This window comes from Arthrobacter burdickii (assembly GCF_030433645.1).
GTDB lineage: Bacteria > Actinomycetota > Actinomycetes > Actinomycetales > Micrococcaceae > Arthrobacter_D > Arthrobacter_D burdickii.
Genome location: NZ_JAROCG010000001.1, coordinates 2139794 through 2152543 on the forward strand (window position 1 = coordinate 2139794; position 12750 = coordinate 2152543).

10 protein-coding genes are annotated in these 12750 nt (G+C 71.5%); 8 read left to right on the plus strand and 2 right to left on the minus strand.

The genetic code is table 11. The annotated features are described in order from the left end of the window. The first annotated feature begins 3 nt into the window (after positions 1-3). The 3 genes from P5G52_RS09950 to P5G52_RS09960 all read left to right on the plus strand — a co-directional run bounded on the left by P5G52_RS09950 (position 4) and on the right by P5G52_RS09960 (position 4693). Positions 4-3057, plus strand: coding sequence for an AAA family ATPase (locus P5G52_RS09950; protein WP_301226969.1), 3054 nt, complete (start codon positions 4-6; stop codon positions 3055-3057). Between the two features lie 70 nt (positions 3058-3127). Then, positions 3128-4441 (plus strand): MFS transporter, encoded by a 1314-nt coding sequence (locus P5G52_RS09955; RefSeq protein ID WP_301226971.1) that lies wholly within the window; start codon positions 3128-3130, stop codon positions 4439-4441. An 87-nt stretch (positions 4442-4528) separates the two neighbouring features. Further along, on the plus strand, positions 4529-4693 hold the full coding sequence (locus tag P5G52_RS09960) for a hypothetical protein (RefSeq protein ID WP_301226973.1): 165 nt from the start codon (positions 4529-4531) through the stop codon (positions 4691-4693). Positions 4694-4780: 87 nt separating this feature from the next. Here the strand turns inward: P5G52_RS09960 and P5G52_RS09965 are convergent, their stop codons facing one another. Next, a complete protein-coding gene (locus tag P5G52_RS09965; RefSeq protein ID WP_301226975.1) occupies positions 4781-5752 on the minus strand; it encodes a serine/threonine-protein kinase in 972 nt (323 codons plus the stop codon). 134 nt (positions 5753-5886) lie between these two features. Continuing rightward, entirely contained in the window at positions 5887-6684 is a 798-nt protein-coding gene (locus P5G52_RS09970; RefSeq protein WP_301226977.1) for an alpha/beta fold hydrolase, read from the minus strand. 228 nt (positions 6685-6912) lie between these two features. On the opposite strand from P5G52_RS09970, the gene P5G52_RS09975 reads away from it, so the two are divergent. The 5 genes from P5G52_RS09975 (at position 6913) to P5G52_RS09995 (ending at position 12746) form a co-directional block, all read left to right on the plus strand. After that, complete coding sequence (locus tag P5G52_RS09975) at positions 6913-7659, plus strand: NUDIX hydrolase (protein ID WP_301226979.1); 747 nt, start codon at positions 6913-6915, stop codon at positions 7657-7659. Positions 7660-7736: 77 nt separating this feature from the next. After that, positions 7737-9017, plus strand: coding sequence for a quinolinate synthase NadA (gene nadA / locus P5G52_RS09980; RefSeq protein WP_301226981.1), 1281 nt, complete (start codon positions 7737-7739; stop codon positions 9015-9017). Further along, positions 9014-10660 (plus strand): L-aspartate oxidase, encoded by a 1647-nt coding sequence (nadB, locus tag P5G52_RS09985; protein WP_301226983.1) that lies wholly within the window; start codon positions 9014-9016, stop codon positions 10658-10660. Before nadA ends, nadB begins: the two co-directional genes overlap by 4 nt. Further along, complete coding sequence (nadC, locus tag P5G52_RS09990; protein WP_301226985.1) at positions 10657-11580, plus strand: carboxylating nicotinate-nucleotide diphosphorylase; 924 nt, start codon at positions 10657-10659, stop codon at positions 11578-11580. The genes nadB and nadC overlap by 4 nt, the downstream gene beginning before the upstream one ends. Beyond that, on the plus strand, positions 11577-12746 hold the full coding sequence (locus tag P5G52_RS09995; RefSeq protein WP_301226987.1) for a cysteine desulfurase family protein: 1170 nt from the start codon (positions 11577-11579) through the stop codon (positions 12744-12746). The genes nadC and P5G52_RS09995 overlap by 4 nt, the downstream gene beginning before the upstream one ends. The last annotated feature ends 4 nt before the right edge of the window (positions 12747-12750 follow it).

Sequence of the window (12750 nt, forward strand, 5' to 3'; positions counted from 1 at the left end):
CCCATGAGACTCCACCAGCTCGAGATCCAGGCCTTCGGGCCGTTCGCCGACCGGCAGAGCGTCGACTTCGATGCGTTGTCGACCCAGGGCCTGTTCCTCCTGAACGGCCCCACCGGAGCCGGGAAGTCGAGCGTGCTCGACGCCGTGTGCTTCGCGCTCTACGGCTCGGTCCCGGGCGCACGCCAGGCAGCCAAGAGGCTCCGCAGCGACCACGCGGCCGAATCCGTGGCACCGGAGGTCGTCCTCGAGTTCTCCGTGGCGGAGCGCCGCTTCCGCGTCGTGCGGTCGCCCGCCTGGGACAGGCCCGCGCGGCGGGGGAGTGGCACCACCACCGAACAGGCACGCACCCTCCTGAGCGAACGGGTCGGGACCGAGTGGGTGCAGAAGTCCGCACGCAATGACGAGGCAGGCCTCGAACTGCAGTCCCTGCTCGGCATGGACAAGGAACAGTTCACCAAGGTGGTCATGCTGCCCCAGGGCGAGTTCGCCGCCTTCCTGCGGGCGGACGCGAAGCCGCGACGGGAACTCCTGCAGCGGCTGTTCTCCACGACGCGCTTCGAGGACCTCGAGAAACTGTTCGCCGAGGAGAGCCAGCGGGCGGCACGGGGCCTCGCGGAGCAGGAGGCGAAGCAGCGGCACCTCTTCCTGCGGGCGGTCGACGAGGCCGGACGCCACGACCTGGGGACGGCGGATACCGGCGTCGACCCGGAGTCCTCCGAGGACTGGGCGACGTCCCTGCAGGCACTGGCCGCGGCCCTCACGGACCGCAGGGACGCAGCAGCGCGCGAGAGCACCGAACTCGAGGAGCGGAGCGCGCTCGCGGACGAGGCGCTGGTGGCGCTCCGGCTGCGGCGGAGCCGCGCCGAAGCCCTCGTGGAGGTGCGGAAGCAGCAGCAGGACCACGACGGCCGCGCGGACGAGATCGCGCGGATGGTCGAGCTGGCGCGCCGCCACGACCAGGCGCAGGGGCTCGCTGCCCTGCTCCGCCTGGACGACGAGGGAGCCGCGACGGTCGACGGCGCCCGCGTCCGGTACGAGAAGGCCCTTCGCCGCCTGCAGGACAACACCGCATCCGCCGAGTACCTCGACGCCGGCCTCGACTCCCAGGACGAGGTGCCACGTGACGCGCTGAGCAGTGGCTGTGCGGCGTCCTCCTCCGCGCTGGGAGTCCTCCGTGCGGCGCTGCCCGATGAGCAGCGACTGCTCGACGTCCGGGCCGAGCTCGGTGCGCGTGCCATGGACGTCGCAGCCCTCGACGAACGGATCGAGCGCGCGGGCGAGACCATCAGCGTCCTGCAACGCCAGCGCATCGCCGATGCGGAGGGCCTGGTGTCCCTGCGTGAGGCAGCGGACGGCGTCGTGCACCTGCGCGCAGACCTCGCGGCAGCAGTCGCCGCGGAGGAGACGGTCAAGCAGTACCGTGCGTCCGAGAAGCGCCGTGCCGCAGCCGATGCCGCGCATGCTGCGGCGTCAGAGCGTTTCCTGGCGCTGAAGGAGGAGTGGCTCGCCAAGTTGCAGCTACGGCTGGAGCAGGCTGCCGAGGAGCTCGCCGAACAGCTGGTGGACGGCCAGCCGTGCCCGGTGTGCGGGAGCGCCGAGCATCCGGCCCCGATGACGTCTCCGGGTGGCGACCGGATCACCCTGGAGGAGGAACAGGCTGCGCGGCGGCTGCAGGCGGACGCCGAACGGGCGCTGGACGAGGCACGGGAGGTGCGGGACCGGGCGCGCCTCGAGGTTGCGGAACTCGCTGCCCGCGGTGGTGAGCTGGCTCCGGAGGAGGCAGCCGCGTCGACGCGGGCAGCTCGCGGCAGGCTGGAGGATGCCGAGGCAGCGCACGCGGAGTGCGTAGCCGTCGAGGAGCGCCTGCGCCGTGCCACCGAGGAGGAGGAGCGGACCCGCGCGGCGCGTGACTCCCTTCGCGAGGAACGTACCGCAGCCGAGTCGCGCCGGCTCTCGCTGCTGGACCAGGACCGCGTGCTCGCGCTGCGGCTCTCCGGACTGCAGGCGGCCGCGCCGTCGCTGGCAGCGCGCATCGAGGAGGTGCAGCGGGCCTACGACGACTTCGAGGCGGTCCGCGATGCCCTCGATGCCCTCGCCCAGGCAACGGCGCGCCAGGAGGACAACCGGCGGCGCGTCGAGGACGCGCTGCTCGACACCCCCTTCGCATCGGCGGACGAGGCACGCTCCGCCCTCCTCCCGGACGACCGCCATGCACGCATCGTGCAGGAGGTGAAGGACCATGAGGTCCGTGGACACCGCCTCGACGCCGCGTGGGACGACGACCGCATCCGGGAAGGCCTGCGTGAGGAGCAGGACGGCATCGAGCCGCCCTCCGACGAGGACGAACGCATCGCCGGCGCTGCCGCCGACGAGCTCCGGGGGCGCGCACAGCGGGCCTGTATCAGCGCCGAGGTGCTCGGACACTCGGTCGCACAGCTCGAGGGGTACGCGCTCCAACTCGCGCAGCTCGAGCAGGAGATCGCACCGGTGCGTGACCGGGCGCGGCTTGCCGCGGCCGTGGCGGACACAGCCCGCGGGGGAGGGGAGAACCTGTACAAGATGTCCCTGGCCACGTACGTCCTCGCCTCGCGCCTCGAGCAGGTGGCCGCTGCCGCCACCGAGCGGCTGCTGCAGATGTCCGACGGCCGGTATGCGCTGGTGCACAGCGACGCCACCGCGGGCAACAAGCGTTCGGGCCTCGGCCTGAACGTGATCGACGGGTGGACGGGAAACCGGAGGGACACCTCGACGCTGTCGGGCGGGGAGTCCTTCATGGCGTCCCTGGCGCTGGCCCTCGGACTCGCCGATGTGGTGCAGCAGGAAGCAGGCGGCCTCGACATCGAGACCCTCTTCGTCGACGAAGGGTTCGGGTCGCTGGACGACCAGGCGCTCGAGCAGGTCATGGACGCGCTCGAGAGCCTGCGCAGCGGCGGGCGCGTGGTGGGACTGGTCAGCCACGTACCCGAACTGAAGCAGCGCGTGAGTGCACAGCTCCAGGTCGTGAAGGGCCGCCAGGGTTCCAGCCTCCGCTATGTGGAGCAGCCCGCAAGCGTGTAAAATCGTCGGGTTACCGGGTCGGGCGCATCGGGAGGGGGGACGATGCGCGTTCGATGCACCCGGAAAGCGCATGTACACGAATCCCGTCCCGGCCCCGCCGGAATCCTCCCCGTCCCCGAATCCTCATCCCGCCCGCCCCGAGCGGTCCCGGCTCGGCAGGTTCGGGGTCCTCCCGCAGCTCGCGGGCACCTCCTTCCTGGTCATCGGCCTCTTCGCGCGGCTTCCGCTCGCGATGCTCACCGTCGGAGCCCTGACGCTCGTCACCACAGCGAGCGGTTCCTACGCCGTCGGCGGTTTCGCGGCCGGAGCGGTCGGCCTCGGCTCTGCGCTCGGTGCGCCGCTGCTCGGCTTCCTCGCCGACAAGCGCGGGCAGCGGATCGTGCTGCTCGTATCGGCGATCCTCAACACCCTCGCCATCGCCGCTCTCCTGCTGGTGACGCTGACGAGCGGACACTTCACCGGCGGTGCCCTCGCCCTCGTCCTCGCGGCTTGCTTCGGCACGGGGTTCACCTGCCCGCAGATCGGTCCACTGGCTCGGGTGCGCTGGATGGCGATGACCCGCCGCAGCCCGCGGTCCGCCCTGGACACGGCCCTCTCGTACGAGGGCACGGCCGACGAGCTGACCTTCGTCCTCGGCCCCGCACTCGTCGGCCTGCTGGCCGGCCTGATCGCCCCCTGGCTGCCGCTGGTCCTGGCCGCGGCGCTGACCCTCACCCTCGTCAGCGCATTCGCCGTCCACAGGACCGTCGCCTTCAGCGATGCGGGATCGACAGCGCCCGAGGCCGGGACCGAGCAGGAGCGCGACCCGGCGTCGCGGGCCCCCCGTCCGGTCCTGGTCCTGCTGCCCGTGGCGGGGATGATCGCCATCGGAACGTTCTTCGGCTCCACCCAGACCTTCCTCACGGCCTTCGCGGGACAGTTCGGCATCGCCGAATCCGCGGGCCTGCTCTACGCGGTCATGGGGCTGAGCTCGGCAGGTGCAGCCCTGTCGGTCGCCTACTGGTCCCGGCGCTTCCGGGACATGGGCCGGTGGATGGCCTCCGCCGCGGGAATGGCAGCGGCCGCCGCGGCGCTGGTCCTGCCCGGTTCGATCCCCGGCATGCTGGCCGTGCTGTTCGTCCTCGGGGTCTTCGTCGGCCCCACGATGGTCACCATCTTCTCGATCGGGTCCGCAGTCGCTCCCGGGCACCGGCTGGGCACGGTCATGACGCTCCTCGCGAGCGGGATCGTCGCCGGGACGGCCATCGGTTCGGCTCTTGCCGGCACGCTCGCCGAGGCCTCCGGTGCACCGGGGGCCGCGGTGGTTCCCGCTGCGGCGGCCGTCGTCCTGCTCGTCCTCGGAGCGGTGTCCGCCGTCGCCCTCAAGCGCAGCGACAGGGCCTGACGGTCACCGGCCGGGAATCATCAGTCGGCTGTCAATTCCCCCGGACCGAGCATAGGATCGAAGGACATCCGAGACGGAGGAGGGCGCATGAGCACCGAAGGCACCAGGCACGAGGACACTGATGACGCGCCGCAGGGATTGGGCCCCGAAGGCACGATCCCGGTGAGCGACGACGGAGTGGCCGCGGGTGCGATGGACGAGGCCAGCAACTTCGAGCCGGAGGAAGACAGCGACGACGACGGCGGATCGTAGGCAGCCCGGATCGTCGGCAGTTGCGATCCTGTCCCGTCGGGCACGCCCGGCGGGACGCTGCTGTTCGGGCCTCAGGCCCGGCGAACATCAGCTGATGCTGGGAGCGCGATCCGGCGGTTCGGGGATGCGCACGTTGCCCGTGAACACGCCACCGGTCACGATCTCGGTCTCGTCGGTCCCGGTGGCCGGTCCGGCCACCCTCGTCGGGTCCTGCGCCACCGGGTGGGCATCGAACTGCTCGTCCGCATAGCTCCGGAGCTGTAGCGCGACGTCGTGCGCATGGGGCCTGCGAGCCGGGTCCCTGGCTGTCATCCGCCTCAGGAGGTCGCTCCAGTCCGGTCCGAGCGAGTCGGGTACGTCCGGATCGCGCAGCAGTCGCGCCAGCGCCGCCTCGACGATCGGTCCGGGGAAGGCCTTCTCCCCGGTCAGGCACTCGAGGAGCACGAGGCCGAGTGAGTAGATGTCACTGCGCTCATTCAGCGGATCGCCCTTGGCCTGCTCCGGGCTGAGGTAGTTCGCCGTACCGATCGTCGCTCCGACCGCCGTCGCCATGGTGGCATCCACCATGCGGGCGATGCCGAAGTCCGTCAGTTTCGGATAGAGGCGCGTGCCGTTGTCCCCGCTGTGGAACATGAGGATGTTGGCCGGCTTGACGTCGCGATGGACGACGCCTTCGGCGTGGATGTAGGCCAGGGCGTCGGCCAGGTCCGCCCCCAGCTGGGCGACGTCCTCCGCGGGAAGTGCGCCGCGCTTCAGCAGGTGCCGGAGATCCTCCCCGTCCACGAGTTCCATCACCAGGAAGCCGGTGGTCCGGCCTTCCCCGTCCTCGTGGATTCCCGCATCGTGCAGTGTCACCAGGCCGGGGTGGTTCAGGGTGGACAGCAGCATCGTCTCGGTGTGCTGGCGCCGGTAGTCGTCGTCGTCCGACGTCGTGGGGTTGAAGATCTTGACGGCGACATCGCGCCCGAGATTCCTGTCCACCGCACGGTACACCGATGCGGCACCGCCGACCCCGATGAGCTCGGCGGTCTGGTACCGGTCAGCAAGGAGCACATCCATGCGTGTCCTCCCGCTACAGGTTGTGAGTGTCGATCATCACCGAGCCTGATAAGGCTGCTGATCAGTTTCCAGTATAACGTGACGGGCGCAGCGTCCAGCGCCCGCCGCGCGGGGTCGCGCCCTTCCGGAAGCCGTCAGGCGAGGAACGCGAGCGCCGCCTCCTTGAAGATCCGGGACGTCACCGCGTTCGCGTGGGTCCTGCCCGGCAGGGTCGCGATCTCGGCGCCGGGAGCCCAGGCCGCGAGGTCCCGGATGCCCTGCGTGTACTCGTCCTGGTCTCCGGCGACGAGCAGCAGCGGCATCCTGGGTACGGCGCCCTGCGGGTCGAAAGGCTCCGTCTTGATGGCCGAGACCATCGCGAGGAGCGCCGGAAGGTTCGTCTCCGGGCCGGCCTGCGCCATGCGCAGCAGGTCCATGGTGGTCGGGTCACCCGAGGCAGGGCCGCCGGCGAGGAAGCGCTCGGCGCCCTCCAGGTCGAAGCCGGCAAGGGGATCGGCCGTGCCCGGCCCCCCGAGCACCATCCGGCGCACGATCTCGGGCTGGGTGGCAGCGAACTCCCAGGCCAGGCGCGACCCGAGGGAGTAGCCGATGATGTCGACGCCGGAGGTCGGGTCGCCATCGCGGAGAGGAAAGACCCGCTCGTCGAACAGTGCCTGGAGGATGTCCGCCCGCATGCGGCTCGGTACGTAGGCGCCCGCGTCCTCGGGTGCCGCGCTGTCTCCGTGGGCCGGGAGGTCCACCATGATCACGCTCCGGCCCGCGTCGTTGAGGAATCGGACCCAGCCCGAGTCCATCCAGTTCCGGCGTGACGAGGAGCCGAAGCCGTGCAGCAGCAGGATCGGTGGCAGGGGACGGGGCGAGTCCGGGTCGCTGCGCGTGATGGCAAGGCGGGGATCGACGCCCTCGACCGGATGTACGGCGTGGTGGTCCATGCCCCCATCGTAAGGGCGGCAGAGACATGTGCACCGTTGAACACATCTCCGCCGCGCGGCCTGGACGGCCGACGACTGTGACTTTAGACACTTTTGCCGCGGGCAGCAACCCGATGTACTTCCCTGGGTTTCCGCCCGGGGGCGTGGAGCTAGGTGATGGGGATCCGATGAGTTATAGTCATTTCGACCCTAACAACGGGCGCCTCATCATTCGGACGGAAGGCCGCCATGTACAGCTCGGCCAACGTCTCGGAGCGCCAGGCGCAGGCACCGTCGCTCGCCATCTCCACGGTCATCTTCGCGCTCCGCACCGACCCCGGGACCGGGCGTTCCGAGATCTGGCTCCCACTGGTGCGGCGCATCCGGCAACCGCACCTCGGCAAGTGGGCACTGCCCGGAGGCCCGCTCGGCGGCCGGGAATCCCTCCAGGACGCAGCCGCCCGGAACCTGCGGGAGACCACGAAGCTCGAGCCGACCTACCTCGAGCAGCTCTACGCCTTCGGGGGGCTCGACCGATCAGCGACGCAGCGCCTCGTGTCGATCGTCTACTGGGCGCTCGTGCGGCCGGAACAGGCCGATCTCGCCCGCGAGTCCGAGAACGTGCGATGGTTCCGAGCCTCCGACGCCGCCGGCCTCGCCTTCGACCATGACGAGATCGTCGCCTACGCCCTCGAGCGGCTCCGCGGCAAGATCGAGTACGGCTCCGTGGCCTACCACTTCCTGGGTGCGCGGTTCACGCTCGCGCAGTTGCGGGGCGTCTACGAGGCGGTGCTCGGCAGGCACCTCGACCCGGCGAACTTCCGGCGCCAGCTCCGCTCAGCCAGGGACATCGCAGCGACCGACGAGGTGCTCCAGGGCGGACGCAACCGCCCGCCGCGCCTCTACACCTACACGGGTCCGGACCAGGAAGCGCCTTCCCCCGGCCCCGCACCCCGGCTCCCCGCCGAAGGGCAGTCCGCCGGTCCGCCGTCCTAGCCGTCCCCCCCGTCCTCGCCATCGACCCGACCCGACTCCGGCACGAAACCGCGCCGGACCCATCCCAGGGAGAAGCCTTGTCCGTCACCACAGCCATCCAGCTCATCTCACGCGGCGAGGCAGGGGCCCCCGCGGCGGGGACCTGCTCGCCGAACCTCGCGCGTGATCCCTGGGCCTTCGACGCCCTTCCCCTGCCCGACTACGGGCCCGGCGCCTCGATGCACGACGCCGCCCCTCCCGCCACCCCACGCCAGGGCGAACTGCCCGAGGTGTACCGGACGGCTCCTGCGGAGGAACTCGACCGACGGATCCTCGCAGCCAGGAAAACACTCGGGGACTCCGTGGTCGTCCTCGGCCACTTCTACCAGCGCGACGAGGTCGTGAAGTACGCGGACTTCGTGGGCGACAGCTACCAGCTGGCCCGCGCTGCCACCGAGCGCAGCGCCGCGGAGGCCATCATCTTCTGCGGCGTCCACTTCATGGCGGAGACGGCGGACATGCTCTCCACGCCGCAGCAGGCCGTCATCCTCCCCAATCTCGCCGCCGGCTGCTCCATGGCCGACATGGCCGACATCGACTCGGTGTCGGAGTGCTGGGACCAGCTGACGGAGCTCTTCGGTTCGGAGCCCGACGCCAGCGGCCGGCAGCCCGTCATCCCCGTGACCTACATGAACTCCTCCGCGGCGCTGAAGGGATTCTGCGGTGAGCACGGCGGGATCGTCTGCACGTCGTCGAACGCCGCCGCGGTGCTGGAATGGGCGTTCGAGCGCGGCCAGCGCGTCCTGTTCTTCCCGGATCAGCACCTGGGTCGCAATACGGCGAAAGCCATGGGCGTGCCGCTCGAGCAGATGCCGATGTGGAACCCGCGCAAGGCCTGGGGAGGGACGGACGAGCAGACCCTGCGCGACTCCCGGGTGATCCTGTGGCACGGCTTCTGCTCGGTCCACAAGCGCTTCACCGTCGCGCAGATCGAGAAGGCCCGGGCCGACTTCCCGGGTGTACGGGTGATCGTGCACCCCGAGTGCCCGATGCCCGTGGTCGACGCCGCGGACGAATCCGGGTCCACCGACTACATCCGGAAGGCGATCGACGCCGCCGCCCCGGGCAGCACCTTCGCGATCGGCACGGAGATCAACATGGTGAACCGGCTCGCCGCCCAGTATCCGGAGCACACCATCTTCTGCCTCGACCCCGTCATCTGCCCGTGTTCGACGATGTACCGCATCCACCCGGGCTACCTCGCCTGGGTGCTGGAGGGGCTCGTCGAAGGCCGGGTACTCAACCGGATCAGCGTGCCGGACAGCGTGGCGGAGCCCGCCCGCGTGGCCCTGAACCGGATGCTCGCGGTCCAGCCGTGACGACGGCCCCTCCCGTTCCGCAGGACGTGCGAGCCGATTGCCCCTCCCGGCGGGTCGTGGTCGTCGGAGCCGGTATCGCCGGCCTGCAGACCGCGCTGGTGCTACGCCGGCGCGATCCGCGCTGCGACGTGGTCCTGGTGTCCAAGGCCGCGCTCGCCGAGAGCAACACGCGGTACGCGCAGGGCGGCATCGCTGCGGTCCTCCCGGACGCAGCGGATGCAGCCGCTCCGGTGGACGCAGCGGGCCCTGGCCCCGGTGCCCCGCAGGACTCCGTCGAGGCGCACATCGCCGATACCCTCGCTGCGGGTGCAGGCTTGGCCGACCCGGATGCGGTCGAGGTCCTCTGCCGGGGCGCGGCCGACGGCATCGACGCCCTGCAGCGGGCCGGGGTCGTCTTCGACCGCGCGCCCGGCCGGGACTCGTTGCCGGCACGCGGGCGCGAGGCCGCCCACTCCGCGGCGCGGATCCTCCACCTCGGGGGCGACGCGACCGGCGCGGGCCTCGTCGACGCACTCGTCGGCGCGGTCCACGCCGACACCGGGATCCGTGTCGTGGAGCACGGCTTCGTGGGGCGCATACTGCTCGACGACGCGGGACGCGCCACCGGCGTCGAGGTGCTGACGGACGGTGCTCCGCACCGGATCGGAGCCGACGCCGTCGTGCTGGCGACCGGAGGAGCGGGGCAGCTCTTCGAGCACACCACCAATCCGGCGATCGCCACCGGCGACGGCGTGGCCCTGGCCTGGCGGGCCGGCGCGGCAGTCGCCGACCTCGAGTTCTTCCAGTTCCACCCGACGTCCCTCGACGTCCCCGGGAACCCGCTCATCTCCGAAGCCGTGCGGGGCGAAGGCGCGCGCCTCGTCGACGCCGATGGACGCCGTTTTATGCCGGACTACCACCCGGACGGCGACCTCGCGCCACGCGACGTCGTCTCGCGCAGCATCGCACGCCATCTGGCGCGCCGGCCCTCCGGCACCGCCGACGTCCGGAACCGTGTCTACCTCGACGCGACCGCGCTCGGCGCCACGTTCCTCGCCCGGCGCTTCCCCTCCCTCACGGACCTCACCGCGCACCACGGCTACGACTGGTCGGCGGTCGTCGTGCCGGTGGTGCCGGCTGCCCACTACTGGATGGGTGGCGTGCGGACCGACACGGACGGACGCACCTCGGTCCCGGGCCTCTTCGCCGTCGGGGAGGTGGCCCGCACCGGCGTGCACGGTGCCAACCGGCTCGCCTCGAACAGCCTCCTTGAAGGCGTCGTGTTCGGCGCCCGGTGTGCGGCCGCGATCGTCCACGGAGGACGGGTGCCGGAGTTCGACGCCGAGCCCCTCGATCTCGACGTGGAGGAGACGGGCACGCAGTCCTTCACCCGCAGGGACCTGCAGGCGCTGATGTCCGACCACGCGGGAATCCTGCGCACGGGCAGCGGCCTCGCCGTCGCCCGCAAGCACCTTGCCTCCTACCGCAGCGACACCGATCCCGGGACGGCGAACCTGCTGCTGTGCGCGCGCCTGCTCGTGCACTCGGCCGCGCACCGGACCGGGTCCTGCGGAGCGCACTACCGCTCCGACCAGCCCGAAACCGCTCCCGGCCGGCCCGCCCCGAGCCGGTCCTACGTACGAGCCCCCGAAGGAACGCCATGACCCAGACCACCAGCAGGCCCCAGCGCATCGGAGCGGGTCCGGCACGACCACCGCAGAACCTCGTCGATGCCATCGTCGCCGCCGCACTGGCCGAGGACGCGCCGTGGGGCGACATCACCTGTCAGGCGCTCATCGACCCCGATCTGCGGACGACGGCGGCCGTGACGGCGCGCGAGCCCGGCGTGCTCTGCGGGACGCCGGCCATCGAGGCCGCCCTGCGGCTCACGGATCCGCGCATCGAGGTCACCTTCCCCCGGGCCGACGGAGACCGGTTCGACGCCGGCGACGTTCTCGCGGAGATCAGCGGACCGGCGGCGGGCATCCTCACGGCGGAACGGACGGCACTCAACATCACGCAGCGCCTGAGCGGGATCGCCACCATGACGCGTGACTTCGTGGACGCGGCCGGCACCACGCGTGCCCGCATCGTCGACACCCGCAAGACCACCCCGGGCCTCCGGGTCCTCGAGCGCTGGGCTGTCCGCTGCGGCGGGGGCTCGAACCACCGGTCCAGCCTGTCCGATGCCGTGATGGTGAAGGACAACCACCTGGCGCTGCTCGCCGTCGACGGGCCTGCGGCGCTCACCGACGCGCTGCTGGCGGTCCGGTCCCGGCTGCCGCACACGGTGCACGTGGAAGTCGAGGTGGACCGGCTCGACCAGATCGAGCCGGTGCTGGCCGCCGGGGTGGACACCATCATGCTGGACAACTTCTCGCTCGACGACCTCGCGGAGGGTGTGCGCCGGGTCGGCGGACGTGCACTCGTCGAAGCGAGCGGTAACGTCCGCCTCGATACGGTAGCCGCCATCGCGGCAACCGGCGTGGACATCATCTCGGCGGGGGCCCTGACGCACAGTGTGCGGTCCCTCGACCTCGGCCTGGACTTCGTTCCCCCGAGCGCGCCCGCGGGGCGGGCATGATCTATCTCGATGCCGCCGCCACGGCGCCGGCCCGGCGGGAGGTCCTGGAGGAGATGTGGCCGCTGCTGACCTCCACCTTCGGGAACCCCTCCAGCCACCACGCCTACGGTGAGGCTGCTGCGGCCGAGTTCTCCCGCGCCCGCTCGCGGATCGCTGCGCTGCTCGGCTGCAGGGCCTCGGAGATCATCTTCACCTCGGGCGGTACCGAGGCCGACAACCTCGCCCTCAAGGGCATTGCGCTGGCGTCGCCGCGGGGACGGCACATCGTCGCCAGTCCGATCGAGCACCCGGCGGTGCTGGAGGCCCTGGCCTACCTCCGGGACTTCCACGGGTTCCGCATCACGAGCCTGCCCGTGTCCGCGACCGGCAGGATCTCACCGGCCGAGCTGGAGGCCGCGCTCGAGGACGGGACGACCCTCTGCACCGTGATGTACGCCAACAACGAGGTGGGGACCGTCCAGGACATCGCCGCGCTGGCGGCAGTCTGCCGGAAGGCCGGCGTGCCCTTCCACTCCGACGCCGTGCAGGCGGCGGGGTGGCTGCCCCTCGACGTCGGGGACCTGGGCGTCACGGCGCTCAGCATCTCGGGGCACAAGCTCGGGACGCCGAAGGGCATCGGCCTGCTCTACCTCCGGGCGGGCACACGCTGCGAACCGGTACTGCACGGTGGCGGCCAGGAGCGGGGGCGCCGGTCCGGCACGGAGAACGTGGCCGGCGCCGTCGGCCTGGCGCGCGCGCTGGAACTCGCACAGGGCGCCCTGCCGGCCGCGGCCGACAGGGCCCGCGCGCTACGCGATGCGTTCACCGACTCCGTCCTGGACGCCGTGCCCGGGGCGGTCCTGACCGGTGACGCCGAGCACCGCCTCCCGAACCTCGCCTCGTTCTGCTTCCCCGGAGTCAGCGGTGAGTCCGTGCTCCTGGAACTCGAGCGCCGCGGCGTCGTGTGCTCGAGCGGGTCCGCCTGCGCGGCGGGTTCCTCCGAGCCGTCCGCCGTGCTCCGTGCCCTCGGCCTCGACGACGAAACCGCCTACAGCGCCGTGCGGCTTTCCTGGACCCAGGACACGACGCACGCGGACCTCGAGGAGGCGGCCCGCGCGGTCGTCGCGTCGGTCAGTGCCGTCCGCTCCCTGGGGACACCTGCCGGTCCGTCCGCGCTGCCCGCGTAGGAGC

What these genes read in the sequence shown, in the direction of transcription:
- P5G52_RS09950 (WP_301226969.1), top strand. Translation starts at nt 4, where the DNA reads ATGAGACTCCACCAGCTCGAGATCCAGGCCTTCGGGCCGTTCGCCGAC.
- P5G52_RS09955 (WP_301226971.1), top strand. Translation starts at nt 3,128, where the DNA reads ATGTACACGAATCCCGTCCCGGCCCCGCCGGAATCCTCCCCGTCCCCG.
- P5G52_RS09960 (WP_301226973.1), top strand. Translation starts at nt 4,529, where the DNA reads ATGAGCACCGAAGGCACCAGGCACGAGGACACTGATGACGCGCCGCAG.
- P5G52_RS09965 (WP_301226975.1), bottom strand. Translation starts at nt 5,752, where the DNA reads ATGGATGTGCTCCTTGCTGACCGGTACCAGACCGCCGAGCTCATCGGG.
- P5G52_RS09970 (WP_301226977.1), bottom strand. Translation starts at nt 6,684, where the DNA reads ATGGACCACCACGCCGTACATCCGGTCGAGGGCGTCGATCCCCGCCTT.
- P5G52_RS09975 (WP_301226979.1), top strand. Translation starts at nt 6,913, where the DNA reads ATGTACAGCTCGGCCAACGTCTCGGAGCGCCAGGCGCAGGCACCGTCG.
- nadC (WP_301226985.1), top strand. Translation starts at nt 10,657, where the DNA reads ATGACCCAGACCACCAGCAGGCCCCAGCGCATCGGAGCGGGTCCGGCA.
- P5G52_RS09995 (WP_301226987.1), top strand. Translation starts at nt 11,577, where the DNA reads ATGATCTATCTCGATGCCGCCGCCACGGCGCCGGCCCGGCGGGAGGTC.